23 protein-coding genes are annotated in these 18,333 nt (G+C 28.4%); 19 read left to right on the forward strand and 4 right to left on the reverse strand.

Going from position 1 to position 18,333, the window contains the following annotated elements; translation table 11 throughout:
- The first annotated feature begins 62 nt into the window (after nt 1-62).
- Nucleotides 63-266, forward strand: a complete 204-nt coding sequence (locus AXY43_RS27020; protein WP_012058551.1) for a heavy-metal-associated domain-containing protein — start codon at nt 63-65, stop codon at nt 264-266.
- 98 nt (nt 267-364) lie between these two features.
- Here AXY43_RS27020 and AXY43_RS27025 read toward each other — a convergent pair whose 3' ends face one another.
- Nucleotides 365-772, reverse strand: coding sequence for a secondary thiamine-phosphate synthase enzyme YjbQ (locus AXY43_RS27025; RefSeq protein ID WP_012058552.1), 408 nt, complete (start codon nt 770-772; stop codon nt 365-367).
- Nucleotides 773-1,237: 465 nt separating this feature from the next.
- Between AXY43_RS27025 and AXY43_RS27030 the strand changes: the two genes are divergently transcribed.
- Entirely contained in the window at nt 1,238-1,693 is a 456-nt protein-coding gene (locus AXY43_RS27030) for a cell wall-binding protein (protein WP_012058553.1), read from the forward strand.
- 181 nt (nt 1,694-1,874) lie between these two features.
- On the opposite strand, the gene AXY43_RS27035 is transcribed toward AXY43_RS27030, so the two are convergent.
- Complete coding sequence (locus AXY43_RS27035; protein ID WP_017209316.1) at nt 1,875-2,264, reverse strand: bacteriohemerythrin; 390 nt, start codon at nt 2,262-2,264, stop codon at nt 1,875-1,877.
- Between the two features lie 672 nt (nt 2,265-2,936).
- Here AXY43_RS27035 and AXY43_RS27040 point away from each other — a divergent pair.
- The 3 genes from AXY43_RS27040 (at nt 2,937) to AXY43_RS27050 (ending at nt 4,793) form a co-directional block, all read left to right on the forward strand.
- Nucleotides 2,937-3,482 carry a phosphatase PAP2 family protein gene (locus AXY43_RS27040; RefSeq protein WP_023976618.1) on the forward strand — a complete coding sequence of 182 codons (546 nt, stop codon included), beginning with the start codon at nt 2,937-2,939 and terminating at the stop codon, nt 3,480-3,482.
- A 176-nt stretch (nt 3,483-3,658) separates the two neighbouring features.
- The gene (locus tag AXY43_RS27045) at nt 3,659-4,018 is read left to right on the forward strand and encodes a hypothetical protein (protein ID WP_012058556.1); all 360 of its coding nucleotides are present in this window, start codon (nt 3,659-3,661) and stop codon (nt 4,016-4,018) included.
- Between the two features lie 142 nt (nt 4,019-4,160).
- Nucleotides 4,161-4,793 carry a DUF6304 family protein gene (locus AXY43_RS27050; protein ID WP_242986095.1) on the forward strand — a complete coding sequence of 211 codons (633 nt, stop codon included), beginning with the start codon at nt 4,161-4,163 and terminating at the stop codon, nt 4,791-4,793.
- A 146-nt stretch (nt 4,794-4,939) separates the two neighbouring features.
- Here the strand turns inward: AXY43_RS27050 and AXY43_RS27055 are convergent, their stop codons facing one another.
- Complete coding sequence (locus AXY43_RS27055) at nt 4,940-6,370, reverse strand: aspartate ammonia-lyase (RefSeq protein WP_105412477.1); 1,431 nt, start codon at nt 6,368-6,370, stop codon at nt 4,940-4,942.
- A 701-nt stretch (nt 6,371-7,071) separates the two neighbouring features.
- Between AXY43_RS27055 and AXY43_RS27060 the strand changes: the two genes are divergently transcribed.
- The 13 genes from AXY43_RS27060 (at nt 7,072) to AXY43_RS27110 (ending at nt 15,624) form a co-directional block, all read left to right on the forward strand.
- Complete coding sequence (locus AXY43_RS27060; protein WP_012058559.1) at nt 7,072-7,524, forward strand: Lrp/AsnC family transcriptional regulator; 453 nt, start codon at nt 7,072-7,074, stop codon at nt 7,522-7,524.
- Nucleotides 7,525-7,720: 196 nt separating this feature from the next.
- Nucleotides 7,721-7,951: a hypothetical protein gene (locus AXY43_RS27065; protein ID WP_012058560.1), complete on the forward strand. Its 231-nt coding sequence runs from the start codon at nt 7,721-7,723 to the stop codon at nt 7,949-7,951.
- A gap of 378 nt (nt 7,952-8,329) precedes the next feature.
- Nucleotides 8,330-8,503: a hypothetical protein gene (locus AXY43_RS28310; RefSeq protein WP_181246054.1), complete on the forward strand. Its 174-nt coding sequence runs from the start codon at nt 8,330-8,332 to the stop codon at nt 8,501-8,503.
- A 338-nt stretch (nt 8,504-8,841) separates the two neighbouring features.
- On the forward strand, nt 8,842-9,072 hold the full coding sequence (locus tag AXY43_RS27070; protein ID WP_023976615.1) for a hypothetical protein: 231 nt from the start codon (nt 8,842-8,844) through the stop codon (nt 9,070-9,072).
- A 123-nt stretch (nt 9,073-9,195) separates the two neighbouring features.
- Nucleotides 9,196-9,480 (forward strand): hypothetical protein, encoded by a 285-nt coding sequence (locus tag AXY43_RS27075; RefSeq protein WP_241413859.1) that lies wholly within the window; start codon nt 9,196-9,198, stop codon nt 9,478-9,480.
- A 209-nt stretch (nt 9,481-9,689) separates the two neighbouring features.
- Nucleotides 9,690-9,896 carry an alpha/beta-type small acid-soluble spore protein gene (locus AXY43_RS27080; protein WP_017209309.1) on the forward strand — a complete coding sequence of 69 codons (207 nt, stop codon included), beginning with the start codon at nt 9,690-9,692 and terminating at the stop codon, nt 9,894-9,896.
- A gap of 269 nt (nt 9,897-10,165) precedes the next feature.
- Nucleotides 10,166-10,327 carry a hypothetical protein gene (locus tag AXY43_RS28315; protein ID WP_012058562.1) on the forward strand — a complete coding sequence of 54 codons (162 nt, stop codon included), beginning with the start codon at nt 10,166-10,168 and terminating at the stop codon, nt 10,325-10,327.
- Between the two features lie 150 nt (nt 10,328-10,477).
- A complete protein-coding gene (locus tag AXY43_RS27085) occupies nt 10,478-10,708 on the forward strand; it encodes a hypothetical protein (protein WP_012058563.1) in 231 nt (76 codons plus the stop codon).
- Nucleotides 10,709-11,093: 385 nt separating this feature from the next.
- On the forward strand, nt 11,094-11,600 hold the full coding sequence (locus AXY43_RS27090) for a hypothetical protein (RefSeq protein WP_105412478.1): 507 nt from the start codon (nt 11,094-11,096) through the stop codon (nt 11,598-11,600).
- Between the two features lie 318 nt (nt 11,601-11,918).
- Nucleotides 11,919-12,224: a hypothetical protein gene (locus AXY43_RS27095; RefSeq protein ID WP_012058565.1), complete on the forward strand. Its 306-nt coding sequence runs from the start codon at nt 11,919-11,921 to the stop codon at nt 12,222-12,224.
- 634 nt (nt 12,225-12,858) lie between these two features.
- Entirely contained in the window at nt 12,859-13,773 is a 915-nt protein-coding gene (locus tag AXY43_RS27100) for a polysaccharide deacetylase family protein (protein WP_017209306.1), read from the forward strand.
- A 213-nt stretch (nt 13,774-13,986) separates the two neighbouring features.
- The gene (locus AXY43_RS27105) at nt 13,987-14,256 is read left to right on the forward strand and encodes an ACT domain-containing protein (protein ID WP_012058567.1); all 270 of its coding nucleotides are present in this window, start codon (nt 13,987-13,989) and stop codon (nt 14,254-14,256) included.
- A 12-nt stretch (nt 14,257-14,268) separates the two neighbouring features.
- Nucleotides 14,269-15,624 (forward strand): PFL family protein, encoded by a 1,356-nt coding sequence (locus AXY43_RS27110; RefSeq protein ID WP_012058568.1) that lies wholly within the window; start codon nt 14,269-14,271, stop codon nt 15,622-15,624.
- Between the two features lie 152 nt (nt 15,625-15,776).
- Here the strand turns inward: AXY43_RS27110 and AXY43_RS28320 are convergent, their stop codons facing one another.
- Entirely contained in the window at nt 15,777-15,926 is a 150-nt protein-coding gene (locus tag AXY43_RS28320) for a hypothetical protein (RefSeq protein WP_017209305.1), read from the reverse strand.
- Nucleotides 15,927-16,289: 363 nt separating this feature from the next.
- Here AXY43_RS28320 and AXY43_RS27115 point away from each other — a divergent pair, with 363 nt between their 5' ends.
- A complete protein-coding gene (locus AXY43_RS27115; RefSeq protein ID WP_105412479.1) occupies nt 16,290-18,269 on the forward strand; it encodes a YgiQ family radical SAM protein in 1,980 nt (659 codons plus the stop codon).
- Nucleotides 18,270-18,333 lie beyond the last annotated feature (64 nt).

Here is an 18,333-nt window from a genome sequence, read left to right on the forward strand (position 1 = left end):
ATAATAGTGTGATTTTGAACATACTATACTTGTTACTTTGTAGAAAAAGGAGAATAGTATATATGGAAAGAATACATTATAATGTTGATGGATTAGCAAATGAAAATATGAAAACACAAGTCAAAAATGCACTGGAAAAAATCCAAGGTGTAGATAAGGTTTGTGTAGATCTTGCACGTGGAAGTGTTGAAGTAGTATATAATGCTCCTGCAACAGTAGAAGAAATTAAAAGCTGTATAGAGAATACAGGACATGATGCTAGATAAAAGAAAATATCTTTTTAGATTTGTTGCTAAAGAGGAATGTATTTAGGTTTACATTCCTCTTTAGTTTTTATGTAAATATAAAATTTAACCAGGAAGGATTATCCTTCTATTATTTTTACATAAAACATTCTATCCCTAGGACCATCAAACTCGCAGAAATATATGTTTTGCCATCTTCCTAAAATTAGATTGCCATTATTTAAAATTAGAGTTTGTGAAGCACCTACTGTTGAAGATTTTAGATGAGAATGTGAATTTCCTTCAAAATGCTTATAATTAGGATCTGTGGTTGGATAAGTTTTTTCAAAACCATATATTAAATCGCTAACTACATCTGGATCTGCATTTTCATTTATAGTTATTCCAGCGGTAGTATGAGGGCAATAAACTACTATGATTCCATTTCTAATATTACTGTTTTTAATATCTTCTCTTATATAAGAAGTTATATCAACCATAGATTGTCTAGGTTTAATTTCGAGGGAGTGTTTAAATAAATTTGACATAATAAAGCCTCCTTAACATTGTTTTTACATAATATTATAATATACCAGTTATGTAAATATATAAACAATTTTATAAATCTATATTGTAATAATAGACTTAGATTTTAGATTCTAATGGACCAGATAATTAATTATGAGTAGGGTGTAGAAACTTAATTGAACCATATATACAGCAGTGTAATTGAATTTTTTTATTCTCTAGGAATTTATATTCAAGTTAAATCTGTGTATAAGTTATAGAAAAGACCAATTCAGAGGTTACGGTTTGTAAAGAGAATAAAAAAGAAAATATATTCGCCTGCCAAATTTTTCTCACATACGTTCGAAAAGGCAGATGCGTAAAAAAAATCTACGGCTCCACAGTCGCCTACGTTTTTTTTATTTCAGAATTTTAAGTCTATTTTATAAATTATGTTAATAAAAATAATAGTAAATATAGATTTTTGATTTGGAGAGGATAAGAAAATGATAAAAACTATTAGTTTTAAATATATATTAATGTTAGGAACTTTATTAAGTATTATATTTGCATTTCAATTAATTTATGATGTGAAGGCAAATGGGGAATGGGTGTATGTAAACAATAGCTGGCGATATTATAGTGGTCCCGAACAGAATACTGGTTGGTATAAATACAAAGATAATTGGTATTATTTAGATGAAAACGGTATGGCAAAAACCGGATGGCTTAAAAGTGAAGGCAAGTGGTATTATCTGGACACAGTTACAGGAAAAATGCTGAGTGGATGGATTCAAAATAGAGGGAATTGGTATTATTTAAATAGTTCTGGAGAAATGGTGACAGGGTGGCTTAGATATAATGGAAATTTATATTATTTAAATTCCTCTGGAGTAATGGTTAAGGACATATATATTGGAACTTATTATTTAGGACCAGATGGGGCATGGGAAGAAGGATAGATAGTTGAAATAAATTATCCTATAGATATAAAGTGAAATTACCAATCTGTGAAAACTTGGAAAAATAAAAAATACTATTTCAAAATGTATTAGTAAAAAACATTGAGAGATAGTATTTTTTTTATAATAATTTTATATCTAAAAAGAAAAAGCTTGTCCTAGAAAATGCTAAATTGGAGCTTTATTGACCTATCAACTTATCGTTTTCAAAGATATGTTCAATTAACCAATCATTTAAAAGCTGTAATAGAGTAGAAATCGATTCATTCTGATTTTCATCAATACTCCTAAAATCTACTTCATTAATTCTTTTTATAAAAGCGTCATGTTCTATCTTTTGAGTGAACATTCTTTTATAGTTAATTTTCTTCATATATTCTTCTTCTGCTTTAAAATGGAATGATGTATAGTCGCGTAGCTCATCTACTAACTCTAATATGTTATCATATTTATCAGTTGTAAAATCATTTTTTAGTAGATTGTAAGCTTTGTCTGCTATTTCGAAGAGAACTTTGTGCTGTTCGTCAATAAAATCAATTCCAGTCTTAAATTCTTCTTTAAATTCATACATTAAATGTTACCTTCTTTCTTATAATTGTATAATTACATATAAAACAATTATATATTACTTTTGTAAAATTTTCTATATTAGGGATAAAGATAATTCCTATCAATAAGAGTAAATAGTATTTGTATATAATAAGAAACTATATAAATCCTGCTAAATTAATGATACAGTAGTATTAGAAAAATTTACAGCAATTATCAATATAAACTATATATTGCACTTAAGTTTTTACATTTTAAGATTAATTGAGCTCTTTTTTATTAATATCTTAAACGTAAACTTGCTAGAGATACCACAATTATAAGCTATGCTCAGACTATGAAATATTTTCCAAACAGAAATGAGTGATATACTTTTGTGGAATGTTTCATTGGTAATTTTGGTGGATGTGATTCTTGGCTATAAGTTGTTCCAAATGTGCTAGTTCAAAAAGTGATGCTCCAAATTTTACATTTGGTAAGCAGAACTTTCTCTGTGAGCGCTTGTTCTTTGAGGCTAGCACTTTGGATGCAACTTTATAGCCTTAGAATCACCCATCATAATTACCTAGAAACTGGAACAAAAGTATATTATTCATTTCGGTGAGATGTATGCATAAGTATAGATTATAGTTGGTTTATCTATATTGCAATACAAAAACTATGAAAAAATAAATGAGAAAAGGAATTGGAATTTATGGAAGTGATTCAGAACATAGATAATAATATTTTAGAATTTATACAAATCCATATGAGGACTCCCGCTTTAGATAAGATCATGCCACTAATAACTATTCTTGGAAGTAAAATTACTATATGGACGTTTATTGCTTTAATACTTATAATAGGAAAAGAATATAGGAAGTATGGTATTATGATAATATGTTCTTTGATATTATGTTTTATTGTAGGAAATTTAGGCTTAAAACCTTTAGTAGCCAGAACTCGTCCTTTTAATGCTGAACCAATATTAAATATGATTCATATGAAGCTGCCAACAGATTTTTCTTTTCCGTCAGGCCATACTATGTGTTCATTTGCACCAGCAACTATAATTAATTATATGAATAAAAGAGCTGGGATACTTGCATTAACTCTAAGCACATTAATAGGCTTTTCAAGGTTATACTTATATGTACATTATCCATCAGATGTTTTTGCAGCGATGGTTATTGGGCTTTTAATAGGTAATTTAGTTATTGCAGCATTTAATAAAAGAGCATTAAGTTCTATTTTGAGTTAAACCAAGTTACTATTGATTCCGAAACCCATATTTAATGACTTTGAAAATAATTTCTTATTATTAGTAAATTATTATTTTGAAAATTAAAGATATACATTATAATAATTATGAGGAAGATTATTATAAAAGCAAATTAGTGAAAATGATATTGGAGCTTATTACAAAGGGGGAAGAATGTGAGTTGGGATTGTGCGGTATGGCACTGCAATATTGTAAAAAATAAAGAGGATGCAGAAATTCTATATAAACGACTATGCGAAGGAGATACTTCGTTAATTGGTCCTACACAAAAAATACAAGATTTTTATGAAGAATTAACATCTAAGCATCCTGAAATTGATGATATAAGTGAAGAGGAAATTGGGGATTTAGATTTATGCCCATGGAGTGTAACTTTTGATAAATCAGAAGGACACATTATTATGTCTTGTGTATTTAGCAAGGCTGATCATGTAAGCGATTTGATAAAGGAATTAGCTCAAAAATATGAACTATCTTTCTATGAACCTCAAAATAAAAATTTTATTTATAATTAAAAGTACATAGATAATAATCTTTGCTGTTTGTGGTTAAATGTGGTAATATAGAAAGGTGGTTTTTTATTATAATTTAAATTCTTTACTTTAAATTATAATGGGATATGAGAAAAATAAATTGGGGAGGGATATTAAATATTATATGGTCAAGGTAAAATATTCTGCTATATATACTGATAATTTTGGCTGTGAGCAGGCAGAACTATACTTTCTAAAAGGGGGACTTCAATTTAATATAAGAGATTGCGTCTTTTATGATGATCATTTTGATTTTGATTTTTATACTAAGAGACCTTATGAGCATAAACAACTTTTCTATTTAAAGGATGATGAATTAATAGAATATGCTATGGATGTGAGAATTCCATTAATAATGACATATGATGATGAGGAATGTGTGAGAGAATCTATATTATTCATTAAGAGACAGAGAAATTCTTATAATAATATGCTTTCACTTGATCTAGATGGAAAATCTTATACTGTTGAAGGATATAATTTGCAAGAATTATTATATAAAATGAAGAAAAAACTGCCTAAAGAATATACTATGGAATCTGATTTTTCATGTATGCTGGGTGTATATTCTATTGAAGCAAATAAAGAAGAAGATTTTTATTGTTTTAGAAATTTCGAAGAAGATGATGATGAAAGTGTTTCTAGCGAATCTTTTTGTTTGGAATCTTCTGATTTTAGAAGTAGAGATGCTTTTGATGGACTTAAAAAGTATCCAATTACTTATATATTCAATGAATATTGTTTAAGTAAGATTTAATCAGTCATATTTATGTATAATAATATAAAAAAGAGATGGCGCATATAAGATGTGCTATCTCTTTTTGGTTAATACCACGATTCATAAAATCATGTTCATATAATAGTATAATCCAAATTTTTTAAAATTATACCAAGAGTTAAAAATTATATTGCTTGATTTATTTTTTCCTTTGATTCTATTGTTAGTGAAGAATTCAATTGTGTCATTAAATTTGGATCTAGAATTTGTTCTAATTCCTCAGAAGTTAGTATACCTTTAGCTAGAACAAGTTTTTTTACAGAAATTCCTGATTTTAATGATTCTTTTGCAATGTCAGCGGAATTTTGGTATCCAATGTACGGGCAAAGTGCTGTTACAATTCCAACACTATTGTCTAAGAGTTCTTTACATCTTACTTCATTAGCAGTAATACCTATAATACAATTATCAACTAAAGTTGTAGTGGCATTTTGAAGCGTTTCTATTGATTCGAATAATTTATAGAATAGAACAGGTTCAAAAGCATTAAGCTCTAATTGGCCTGCTTCTGCTGCCATAGTTATTGTTAAATCATTACCTATAATGTTAAATGCGACTTGTGAGACCACTTCTAAAATAACAGGATTAACTTTACCAGGCATAATAGAAGAACCATTTTGCATTGAAGGCAGGTTAATTTCTGCAAAACCTGTTTTTGGTCCGCTAGATAGAAGCCTTAAATCATTTGCCATTTTAGACAAATTAACTGCACATGTTTTTAGAAGTCCTGATACACTTACAAAACAGTCAAGATTTTGAGTCGCATCAATTAAATCATTTGATTGAGTTAAATTGAGACCGCAAATTTTTCTTAAATTAGGAGTTATATTATGAAAATATTCAGGGCTTACATTTATTGCTGTACCAATAGCTGTGCCCCCTATATTTAGAACAAGCATATCTTTTTCAGCCTTTTTTAAGCGTTCTATATCACGTTTTATCATCGATGCAAAAGCATTGAATGATTGTCCAAGTCTAATTGGAACTGCATCTTGAAGTTGAGTACGTCCCATTTTAATTATATTATTAAATTCTAGCGATTTTAATTTAAGAGTATTATATAAACGTTGAAGCTCTGCAATAGTTTTTGGAAGCATTTTTAGAACTGTAAGTTTTCCGGCTGTAGGGAATACATCATTAGTAGATTGGGCCATATTTACGTGATCGTTTGGGTGTACAACATTATAACTGCCTTTAATTTCTCCAAGGAGTTCAATTGCACGATTAGCTATAACTTCATTAGCATTCATGTTAGCAGAAGTTCCTGCGCCTCCTTGAATTGAATCTACTATAAATTCTTCATGTAATTTTCCGCAAATAATCTCATCGCAAGCATTTATTATAGCATTGGCAATCGTTGAAGTTAAGAAATTTGCATCTCTATTTGTAATAGCAGCAGCTTTTTTTATTTCAGCAAGACTAATTATAAATTCCTTATTTAATTTTCTTTCAGTAATAGGAAAATTGTTTTTTGCTCTTAATGATTGAATGCCGTAATATGCACTAGCTGGTACCTCCATAGTTCCTATTGAGTCTGATTCCATACGTGTTTTCATTTAAAAATTCCTCGCTTTCATAACTTAAATCATTTCAAAAATTTAAAATAATAGATTACTTAAAATAATTTCTAACAACAAAAGATAAATTTATAATCAAGATATATCTACCGTTATTTTTTGTTAATCTCTATGACTGAAGATTATCACGCTTTAAAATCAATGTAAATATTAGAAACAAAATTGTGAATAAAAGCTAAAAATTAGCATAATACACTTAAATAAAATTATAGTAGATATAAAAATGCTTAATTTTATTAAGTCTGAAATTTCAAATAAAATGCGAACATAAATATTAAATTATATTTATAAATTCGTAATATTACTAAAATTATAGATAAAGTTTTGCTTAATAATAAGAAAAATCCATAAAGACAATAAAATAGTATAAAAATTGAGAATAAATAAGGAAAAGTTTGGAATATATGAGCAGTATAATAATTTATACTAAAATATAAAGTTAATTTTTTAAATCAAAACCTCAAAAAGTACTTGTAAATTTCTAATAATCACCTTAAAATATAAATATAATAAATAGGCAATTTGAATAAGTATAAAGGAAGAATAGATTGCTGAAAATTTAATAATAAAGCGCAAAGGAGCGTATCAATAATCAGAAACTATTAGGATTATTTGATATGTTTTTTTATTCTTTAATTTTGCTATTATAATTAATTCATAAGGAGACAGAGGTATAGTATATGGACAAGATTGATTTTAAGATTATTGAACTTCTACAAGAAAATGCTCGTTATCCACTAAAGCATTTAGCAGAGGAAGTGTTTTTATCAACTCCCGCAGTATCAGCACGTATTGAAAAATTGGAACAAGCAGGTGTTATCACAGGATATTCTGCACACGTTGATCCACTAAAGTTAGGATATAATATTAAGGCGTTTATTAATTTAGAAATGACGCCTAAGCAGAAACCTGAGTTTTATCCTTTTATATCAAATTGCCCAAATGTACTTGAGTGCAATTGCGTAACAGGCAAGTATTCCATGTTAATAAAGGTTGCTTATCACACAACTTTAGAATTAGATGCCTTTATTGGAGAATTACAAAAGTTTGGAAATACGGAAACTCAAATAGTGTTCTCTACAGCAGTTGAACATAGAGGAATAGATGTGACATCAGAAATTGGTGATAAATAGATTTAAGAAAGATAACTGTTCTAGATATAAACATGGTTTATATTTAGAACAGTTTTTATTATTACAACATAAAATATAGAATAATCTGGAGGTCTATATCATAGAATTGTAATAGTATAAATATATGTCAAGGAAAGTTTCTATAAGAAAATAATTTGGGAATTATATATATGTCGAGTTAGAGGGAGGAAATATTGTGAGTGAATATGAAGAAAAATTAAACGAAAATAAGAACATAATATTGAGAAACATTGAGCAGGGTAAAAAATCGGGGGTCAATAAAGTTTCAGCAGTTTTTGCCATAAGTAAAAGAGATGAGCTCCGAAAAAACATGGTTACAGATTTGGCTACATGGCTAATTACTGATGGATATAAAGTTTCTCTTAAAGAAGGAGAACTCGAGATATTAACTATTGAATGGGAATAAAACAGAAATTTGTACAAACCCTCAAAATAAGAGGGTTTACATATATGCTATATAAAAAGCATACTATATAAACATACTAACATAAATATCAAAGTCTTAAGCATCTAAATTTATAGGTGCTTTTTGTTATGTGAATAAATAATGCTATTTTTTCACAACAAAAAGAATTAAAGCAAAAATATTGTTGTTTTATAGTCAGATTTGTGCGTTTAGAGTAAAAAGCATTTTTAAAGTTTGAATGTTGTGATAACATTTACAGTATAAGAAGTGAAATACTTATAAAATTAACACTTAATTTAAATTTTTTCTTCAGAATTTGCTATACAAATTTTACCAACTTAATTGTATTCTATAGAATATTAGAGGGGATGAGAATGGATGGGGAATATAATTAAAATAAACATATATTATGCAGAATTTACAAGAAAAAATAAAGGCAAATTAAGATTGGAAACAGTAGAAAAATCCATTTTGAGGTATGATAAATGGTTAAAGGATACGAATAGAAAAGCTAATATAGAAACTTATGAGGAATTTTTACGGGTTCAGTAATATTGACGGGGGATAGTAAGTGATATTAATATTACTTACTATCCTTTAGAGTTTATAGTATTAGTTTGTTTATTATATTTGGTTGGCATGGTGGAAAACAAAATATATAGACATAAGTATAAGAAATTTTCATAAATATATTAATGTGGATACATATATAGATAAATCAGCTATAATCTAGACTTATGCGTGTGTATCGCCGAAATGAATAATATACTTAAATTTAAACACTACAAGTTGTGTTTAAGTAAAATGAAAAGATAATTTAAAGAGCTAGAACAAGGAAATTTAATATAGCCTTTATAAAATTAATAATCTAAATAAGGGAGAGGTTTTAAATGGTTAAAGATGAATTTAAAGGTTTAGTAAAAGAGTATAATGATGAAAGTTGCTCATGGTGCAAAAGCGAATCGAACTGCTTTTATAAAAGAAAGGCAATGGAGGCTACTAGAGAAGCTATAAAAGAAATCATCATCTGTACATCAGCTTATTGCACTGCAAAGGTTTCTTGCGATTATTATAGAAGGGACAGCGAGAAATACAATCTTTATAATGTTAAAGAAGCTTAGGAATAATTGATAATTATATGAAAGGCGCTACTTTTTATTGTGGTGCCTTTTTTATTGTCTATGAAATATATCCCAACTAGAAATAAGAATTATGCTTTTGCTAAATAAATTAGCAAAAAATATATGCTAGATACGAATATAATTAAATATTGCTCATATACATCTATATTGTCTGGTAATATTATAGGACTAATATATGGATGCGTTATGGAGGGCAATATGAAATTCGACTATAATTTATTAATTTTACTGCTAATTAATTTCTTTTTGTTATTCATAGTTATAGGTGTAATATTTAATGTAGTTAGAGTTTATAAGGCACATGTAGACAGGAATAAAAAAATTGAACAGAAATTTGATGAGATATTGAATGAGTTTATAATAAAAACATTAAATAATAGTAAATAAAGCGTTAATACAAGAATATTTCTGCTTTAGGCGAATATATCAATGAATAGCATGTAAGTAAATTTACTTAGTACTTAGGGACATACAGTAATATTAACTAATACAAGCTATCAATACTATTTTTGTTAATATTTTTATAGATTATATTTTGTGTGATTGGTTAATATATTACTGCCAAACAAAATTAAAATAAAAGGAGGTAGATTCAAATGGCATCAAATAATAGTGGAAGCAATAGAACATTAGTACCTGAAGCAAAGCAAGGTTTAAACAGATTAAAAACTGAGGTTGCATCAGAAATTGGATTACAAAACTATGAAAACATCGATAAAGGGAACCTATCTTCAAGGCAAAATGGTAGCGTTGGTGGAGAAATGGTAAAAAGAATGATAGAAAGCTACGAACAAGGGTTATAAAAAATAATTATACAAAAGAGCACTCATAGAATTATGAGTGCTTTTTAATATAAGAATGTATATTAGTTTATATGTTAAAAACAGTTAATAACATATATTGCTATAATGAACATATGTCTAATATTCTAATAAACTAGGATTAATTAAGGGAAAATGTATAAACTAAATTAGGGTATATCACATTCTTTATAAATTAAACAATATGAACCATGAAATATGATATAATTAATATTAGAAAAAAATATTATAAAAAATATGGAGGGACTATAATGAAAATAAATGATAGAGTTGAATTTTTAGAAAATGATAATAAAGGTAAGACAGGGACTGTAATTAAATTGATGGGAGAACATAGCGCTGTTGTTGTAATAGATGGAGAAGAAGATGATGTTCCAACTTTAGCAAGAGTGACGAATTTAAAGGTGATTTAATTTAATATTTAAATTTACATATATTAATATATACATAATTTTATTATATGTTACGTATGAAATCTAAAAATAATTTCCTCTTTTTTATATAATTGGTTATATATTTCTTTTGATTATATATAATTAATTATATATAAAGGAGGGAGACTTATGTTAGACGGTAAAAAAGAGATATTAACAATGTTTAAAAATAAAAATGATGGGTTGACATTTGAAGAAATACACACCAATGAAAAATTTCAGCCAGAGGTATATTTTAAAAATGGAACCCTAACTAAAATAAATATTTTCTTAGTTGGAGCCTTAAATCAAATGGTGAATAGTGACATACTTGTTTGGAGACAAGGAAAGTATTACTTAAAAGAAAACGATATAGGTTAATTTTCTAATGAAGAATAAGCGAAGAAAATGCCACTATACACAATTTTCTTTGCTTATTTAAGGTTATCTTTGAATATCAAGCTTTTCCTAGAATTTCATATATGAATTCTATAATATCTGGAATATTTAATCCATCATATCCTTTTTCTGGCTCATAGCGTAAGACTATTTCAATATTATTCATGCGCGTTCCATGCGTTTCAATAATGGTACTATAGTTCACCTTCTTATTAGATTATATGTTAAGGTAACAGAATTTAGCTTTCCTACTAATATATGAAAAGCAACATAGTTTTCTGAACTGCATAATTAAGTTAACTTATTTTTGATTTTTTAGACAAAATAAAGTATAATTAAATGTATATTAAAAAGGAGGGCGAAATTTGTGGAATTGTTTGAGGTAGGTAAGCCATTTAAGGATGGTATTACAAGGTATCCAGAAGGAATAAGTTTCGATATAAATAAAAATGGGTGCAATTTATTAATTTATACTACGAAATTTACAGAAAAATCTAGACAAGCTATTATAAAGGGTGATCTGAAATACGGATATTTCAAAGAAGATAATGTTATTATCATGTTATTCAGGTTTGGTAATCACCAATGGATAGAAGTTCCATATTCTATACATATGTGTAAAAATTCCGTTGAATTAGAAGAAGTTACAGAAACTGAGGGCTTCTCTCTTAATATATATATTATTAATTCTGGAACAGGGGTTTTAGAAGATACTAGACAAGTTGAACTTGATCTTAGATTATCTAAAATGTTAAGAGATGATGTCTTAGAACAGAAAAGTATGCCATATAGTGGATTTAATATTAGAGTAAGTGAATTTAATAGAAGATATTCAACTAAAGCATTAGTTAGCATGTCTAGAGCATTAGTTTAAAATCATTTTGGGTATGTATAATTAACTGATACTTAAAATTAAGATATTTTTAGTAAGAAAAATTTTGAGATATGTATATGATGCAATAATAAATTTATATTTAAAATGCTGATAAGTTACGTGTTAAATTAAAAACTAGAATGTAGAAATTTAATTGCAACATATACATACGTAAATATTAAATTATAGAACGGATAAGTAAGTATAATATTACTTTCATAAGCTAATTGCTATTCATAAGTCTAATCCCTAGATTTTAGATATTGAAATAATAATTCTTAATTTATATAATTTTAGTAACAGAAAGGGGTGGAAGCTATGAAGGTTGAGTTTTGTCTTGTAGAAAGTGATGATATTGTTTTTACAAAAGAATCCAAAGATTTGAAGGATATAATAAATGTCATTACCAAAGTAGGTACAGAGATCAATTTGTTTTTTAGCAAAGATGATTTCATCCATGGGTACGTACAAAATGTAGCATATCAAGTTAATGCGGAAAGTAATGATGAGAGTCTAATAATATATTTTTCAAATGATTATAAAAAATCTAAGAACACTGAGAGAATATCAGCTGAACATTTAAGTACTACGAAATTAAGTGCTAAAAATAATGATAAGGCATAATCGAAAAAATAATAAGTTCATCTGCTGAGTCTATTTTCAATTATTCTGCGTCAGCAGATTGTCACAGTAATTTTGCTATTAGATCAATCTACTTACGTGTAAAAGAAGAATAGGACTGGTATTTTATACTTGTTATTTTCATTCATATGCCTAAATAAAAATTAAGGTGAGATAGTAAATTTTATAATTATATTTACTATCTCACCTTGATTTTTTTATTAAATTATAAAAAAGTAATTAAATATATATGCAACAATTGGATTTTTGTGTTGAGTTCTCAATTGAAGTGATTTAGATGCTAGAGTATTAAGCATAAATTTATTATTGCAATATAATTGAAATAGCTATTATTTATAGGTTCAAGTTATTTGAAAATAATATATTTTAGGATTTAATATATACATATTTTATAAATGTTGCCTTGTGTGCTATAATTTATATGAATTTTTATTTATAAATTGTAATTTTTGTGAAGTATATTGAAAATAGTGAAGGTTACAAGTAAAAGCGGGTGAACTTTGTGATACATATAGGCTAAATATGAAAGAAATTATATATGAATAAAATTAAATTTGTAACTATAAAAAATAAAGTTTAAGATACATTTATGCTTTATATTATAAGGAGATATATTATGAAAGAAAAAAAGAATAGAAAAAGATTTAATAATAGCAGGAGAAGTAATTCTATAAAATTAGTTAAAATAGTATCACTTTTAGTTGTGATTGGAATAATTGCTTTTATTGGGATTAATAAAGGAATAAATTCTTTTGCTAATATGGCTACTAGTCAAAATAGTGATAAAAAAGATGTTATCGAAAACCCATCAGAGGATGAGAAAAAAGAGTTTGGGGAAGTACCGTTAATAAATGACAATAGAGGCGTGCCGGTAATTTGTTTTCATTCTATAAATGATGATCCTTCAGTAAAAAGCCCTATTATTATTTCAAAGGATAAATTTAGAACACAGCTTCAAGCTATTAAAGATAATGGATATACGACATTAACAATGGCTCAACTTAATGATTACCTTTCTAAGGACAAGGCTATTCCAGAAAAAAGTGTTGTTCTAACCTTTGATGATGGATATAGAGATAATTACACTAATGTATTTCCAATCTTAAAAGAGTTTAATATGAATGCAACAATTTTTGTTATACAAAGTTATTTAGATAGAGATGGATATCTAACTACTGACCAAGTTAAAGAGTTGAGTAGTAGTGGAATAATTGATATAGAGTCTCACACAGTTTCTCATATTGATCTTCCGACTATGTCATATGAAGATCAATTAAAAGAACTAAAAAATTCTAAGGAAAAGTTAGAAAGTTTAATTAATAAGCCTATAATTTCGATTGCTTATCCAGAAGGAAAATATAATGATGATACTAAGAAAGCTTTTAGTGAAGTTGGTTATTCAATGGGATTTACTACTGAAAGAGGATACGCTGACAGAGATGATAATTCTGCAGAGCTAAATAGAATATGTGTAGATTATACATATAAGCCTAAAGACATTCTAAAGGTATTAAAGAACTTAAAGAAGTAATGTGAAATTTTCATTTTAAGTGATATTTAGAAAAATCCGAACGAAAAGAAAAAATATTTACAAAACGTTCTCTTAAAATTGACAAAATATAATATAAATTATAGAATAAAGAGAGCAATAAAGATGCTTATTGTATATTATCCAATTCAATTAGAATTGGATAATATTTTTAATAAGGATCTTAAAAATAACTTATGAATGGAGTAGATAAGCATGAAAGCAATATTAACAGTAATTGGGCAGGACAAAGTTGGTATTATAGCAGGGGTTAGTCAGAAAATGTTAGAATATAGTATCAATATATTAGATGTTAATCAAACTATAATGCAAGGTTTTTTTACCATGATAATGGTATTAGACTGCAAAGATATGAATGCGACTTTTGAGGAAGTTCGTGCAGGACTTACAGCAGAGGGTGAAAGACTTGGGGTAGAAGTAAAGATTCAAAGAGAAGAAATATTTAAGTCAATGCATTCACTATAATAGGAGGGGCTTATGAATACTAATAATATACTTGAAACGATAAAAATGATTGAGGAAGAAAAACTTGATGTTAGAACTATAACAATGGGAATATCCTTGCTTGATTGTATAGATCCAGATGGAGATAAAGCTAGAATTAAGATATATGATAAAATTACAAAATCTGCAGAGCATTTAGTAGAGGTTGGAAGGCAAATAGAAACAGAATTTGGTATTCCAATAGTAAATAAAAGAGTTTCAATAACTCCTATGTCAATAATTGCTGGAGCTACTAATGAAACTAGCTATGTTGAATTTGCAAGAACTTTAGATAGAGCAGCAGAGACTCTTGGAATAGATTTCTTAGGTGGATTTTCAGCATTAGTTCAAAAAGGCTGTACAAAAGGTGATAAGATTTTAATAAGTTCAATTCCTGAAGCTTTAGCAGTAACAAAAAAAGTTTGTGCGTCAGTTAATGTAGGGTGTACAAAATCAGGAATAAACATGAACGCTGTAAGAGATATGGCAGATGTTATAAAGAGAACTGCAGAACTTACAAAAGATCAAAAAGGTTTTGGTTGCGCTAAGTTAGTTGTATTTGCAAATGCGGTAGAAGATAATCCGTTTATGGCAGGAGCTTTCCACGGAGTTGGAGAAGCTGAGAGAATTATAAATGTTGGTGTAAGCGGACCTGGAGTTGTTAAGAGAGCACTTGAGAAAGTAAGAGGAGCATCTTTTGATGTTGTTGCTGAAACAATTAAGCAAACTGCATTTAAAGTTACAAGGATGGGAGAATTAGTTGCTAATGAGGCTTCTAGAAGATTAGATGTACCTTTTGGTATAGTTGACTTATCTTTAGCCCCAACACCAGCTGTTGGTGACTCGGTTGCAGAAATTCTAGAAGAAATAGGATTAGAACAAGTTGGAACTCATGGTACAATTGCAGCACTTGCTATGCTTAACGATGCAGTTAAAAAAGGTGGAGTTATGGCATGTAGCCATGTTGGAGGCTTAAGTGGAGCTTTCATTCCAGTATCTGAAGATGCAGGTATGATTGATGCTGTTATAAGTGGATCATTAAATTTAGAGAAATTAGAAGGAATGACATGTGTATGCTCAGTTGGCCTTGATATGATTGCAATTCCTGGAGATACTCCAGCATCTACGATTGCAGGAATGATAGCCGATGAAGCTGCGATTGGAGTAATAAATAATAAGACTACAGCGGTTAGAATTATACCAGCACCAGGTTGTGAAATTGGTGATATGGTAGAGTTCGGTGGATTATTGGGTAGAGCACCTGTAATGAAGGTAAATGGTAAATCATCAGAATTATTTGCTCAAAGAGGTGGAAGAATTCCTGCACCTATACATTCATTCAAAAATTAATAAGCATAAAAATAAGACCTACAAGATATTAATTATCTTTAGGTCTTATTTCATATTCCATATTATTTCTAAAATAAACAATTATAGAAATCTTTTCTTTTGTAATATCGAGGTGTAAAAATAGCCTTACAGGATAAAATTAGTTGGTTGTTTTATAATAAGAATAATAGTGGCCATAATGCCCAAGCATTATTAAAACCATATCCACCACCATATCCGCCATAACCACCGTATCCACAAAAGTTTCCGTAATTGTATCCACAGCAATTATTGCAACATCTGTTATAACAGCATCTGCTCATAGTTCATTTCTCCTTTGTTAATCTATATCATTTGTTATATTAATAATATATTAAACATAATTAAAAATTGTTACATATTAAACTTAAAAATAAAATTATCTATAAGGATATAACCCGCCATATTTTTATTATACAAATTTATGTAAATAAGATCTTATAGGTGTACATACTGGGGTAGAATAGTTTAAATAAAGCATTTTAATACTAGAATAATTGAAAATAATGTTTAAAAAGACATGAAATTAATAAATAACATAATACGGATTTAGAATTTGGTGTCTTTATGTTATAATAGGCAAAGAGAAAATAAGGTGTGTATGATTTTTGAAAATTAAACCATAAGAAGAATAAGTAGGTGAAGATATGACAACTGAAAGAAAGTTTTTGCCCATAAGCAAAAAAGATATGAGAGAAAGAGGTTGGGAGCAATTAGATTTCATAATTGTTACAGCTGATGCATACATTGATCATCATAGCTTTGGTACTGCAATTATTTCGAGAGTACTTGAAGCAAATGGATATAAAGTTGGGATAATACCACAACCAGATTGGGATAATATTTATGATTTTCAGAGATTTGGGAAGCCTAAATATGCTTTCCTAGTTAATGGTGGAAACATGGATCCTATGGTCAATCATTATACTGTAAGTAAAAGATTAAGAGAAAAAGATTTATATTCTCCAGGTGGACAAATGGGACTTAGGCCTGATAGAGCAACGATTGTTTATTGCAATAAGATAAGAGAAGCTTACAAAGATATAGATATTGTAATAGGAGGAATAGAAGCAAGTCTTAGAAGATTTGCTCATTACGATTATTGGAGTGATAAAGTAAGAAAATCAATATTAATTGATAGTACAGCTGACTTGTTAATTTATGGTATGGGCGAAAAACAAATAGTGGCCGTTGCAGAAAGTTTAAAGAATAAAGTTCGAGCAAAGGATATAACTTATATTAGAGGCACTTGCTATGCTACAGAAAGTTTAGAAGATGTGCAGGATTACATTGAAATTCCTTCGTATAAGGAAGTATCTACAAATAGATATAAATATGCGGAAGCAAGCAAAGTAGAATATGAAGAACAGGATTCCGTTCGTGGTAATATTATCGTACAAAAGCATGGAAGTAAATATGTGGTACAAAATATTCCAGAAGCCCCTTTAAATAGAGAGGAATTAGATGAAGTATATGGACTTCCGTATATGAGAGATTACCATCCTGTTTATGAAGGGAAAGGCGGAATAGCTGCAATTGAGGAAGTTAAATTTAGTACAGTAAGTTCAAGAGGCTGTTTTGGAGATTGTAAATTTTGTGCTATAACTTTCCATCAAGGAAGAGTTGTTCAAAGTAGAAGTAAAGAATCAATATTACAAGAGGTTGAAGATATTACAAAACTTCCGGATTTTAAGGGATATATTCATGATGTAGGAGGGCCGACTGCAAACTTTAGAAAACCAGCTTGTTCTAAGCAGTTAGCTTTTGGAGCATGTAAAAATAAAGAGTGTTTATCTCCAGATGTTTGTAGAAATATGGATGTAGATCATACTGAATACCTTGATTTGTTAAGATCTATAAGGAATGTACCAAAAGTTAAAAAGGCATTTGTGCGCTCAGGTCTTAGATATGATTATATTATGGCTGATAAAGATGATACGTTTTTTAAAGAATTAGTAGAACATCATGTAAGTGGAAAATTAAAAGTTGCGCCTGAACATATTTCAAAAGATGTACTAAAATATATGGGTAAACCGGCTGGCGAAACTTATGATAAATTTGTAAATAAGTTTGAAAAAATAACAAAGAAACTTGGAAAAAAACAATATATAATTCCATATTTAATGTCATCTCATCCGGGAAGTACTTTAGAATGTGCAATTGAACTTGCTGAGTATCTAAGAGATATTAACTATCAACCAGAACAGGTGCAAGATTTTTATCCAACACCAGGTACATTGGCTACAACAATGTATTATACCGGATTAGACCCAATGACAATGAAAGAAGTTTATGTACCAAAGACTAAGCATGAAAAAGCCATGCAAAGAGCTCTACTTCAATATAAGAATCCAAAGTACTATACACTGGTCTATAAGGCATTAACACAAGCTGGTAGAACTGATTTGATAGGAAATGGTCCGAAATGTCTTATAAAAGACAAAAATAAAAGTGTCAAAGGTTATAATTCTAGCGTTTCCAGAGGTAATGAAAGCCAAGGAATTAATAAGAAAAAGGCTTCAGACAGATTAAAGGGCGATAGAATTTCTGATAGAAGAGAAAAAGGTAAGAAAACAAAAGAAAAAAACTCGCCAAATGGCAAAAAGAAGACTATTAAGAAAAGATAAAATAGTAAATAGCATTGTAAAATTGCTGCAATGAAATAATAAAATGTTTTTGTCAGATCTTATA

The sequence above is a fragment of the Clostridium sp. MF28 genome (genome assembly GCF_002969175.1).
GTDB lineage: Bacteria > Bacillota > Clostridia > Clostridiales > Clostridiaceae > Clostridium > Clostridium beijerinckii.

Coding starts and splice junctions, on each gene's coding strand:
- AXY43_RS27035 (WP_017209316.1), bottom strand. CDS start 2,264: ATGTATGAATTTAAAGAAGAATTTAAGACTGGAATTGATTTTATTGAC.
- AXY43_RS27050 (WP_242986095.1), top strand. CDS start 4,161: ATGGTCAAGGTAAAATATTCTGCTATATATACTGATAATTTTGGCTGT.
- AXY43_RS28315 (WP_012058562.1), top strand. CDS start 10,166: ATGAAAATAAATGATAGAGTTGAATTTTTAGAAAATGATAATAAAGGT.
- AXY43_RS27085 (WP_012058563.1), top strand. CDS start 10,478: ATGTTAGACGGTAAAAAAGAGATATTAACAATGTTTAAAAATAAAAAT.
- AXY43_RS27095 (WP_012058565.1), top strand. CDS start 11,919: ATGAAGGTTGAGTTTTGTCTTGTAGAAAGTGATGATATTGTTTTTACA.
- AXY43_RS28310 (WP_181246054.1), top strand. CDS start 8,330: ATGGGGAATATAATTAAAATAAACATATATTATGCAGAATTTACAAGA.
- AXY43_RS27030 (WP_012058553.1), top strand. CDS start 1,238: ATGATAAAAACTATTAGTTTTAAATATATATTAATGTTAGGAACTTTA.
- AXY43_RS27060 (WP_012058559.1), top strand. CDS start 7,072: ATGGACAAGATTGATTTTAAGATTATTGAACTTCTACAAGAAAATGCT.
- AXY43_RS27040 (WP_023976618.1), top strand. CDS start 2,937: ATGGAAGTGATTCAGAACATAGATAATAATATTTTAGAATTTATACAA.
- AXY43_RS27115 (WP_105412479.1), top strand. CDS start 16,290: ATGACAACTGAAAGAAAGTTTTTGCCCATAAGCAAAAAAGATATGAGA.
- AXY43_RS27110 (WP_012058568.1), top strand. CDS start 14,269: ATGAATACTAATAATATACTTGAAACGATAAAAATGATTGAGGAAGAA.
- AXY43_RS27025 (WP_012058552.1), bottom strand. CDS start 772: ATGTCAAATTTATTTAAACACTCCCTCGAAATTAAACCTAGACAATCT.
- AXY43_RS28320 (WP_017209305.1), bottom strand. CDS start 15,926: ATGAGCAGATGCTGTTATAACAGATGTTGCAATAATTGCTGTGGATAC.
- AXY43_RS27055 (WP_105412477.1), bottom strand. CDS start 6,370: ATGAAAACACGTATGGAATCAGACTCAATAGGAACTATGGAGGTACCA.
- AXY43_RS27075 (WP_241413859.1), top strand. CDS start 9,196: ATGCTAGATACGAATATAATTAAATATTGCTCATATACATCTATATTG.
- AXY43_RS27020 (WP_012058551.1), top strand. CDS start 63: ATGGAAAGAATACATTATAATGTTGATGGATTAGCAAATGAAAATATG.
- AXY43_RS27100 (WP_017209306.1), top strand. CDS start 12,859: ATGAAAGAAAAAAAGAATAGAAAAAGATTTAATAATAGCAGGAGAAGT.
- AXY43_RS27080 (WP_017209309.1), top strand. CDS start 9,690: ATGGCATCAAATAATAGTGGAAGCAATAGAACATTAGTACCTGAAGCA.
- AXY43_RS27105 (WP_012058567.1), top strand. CDS start 13,987: ATGAAAGCAATATTAACAGTAATTGGGCAGGACAAAGTTGGTATTATA.
- AXY43_RS27070 (WP_023976615.1), top strand. CDS start 8,842: ATGGTTAAAGATGAATTTAAAGGTTTAGTAAAAGAGTATAATGATGAA.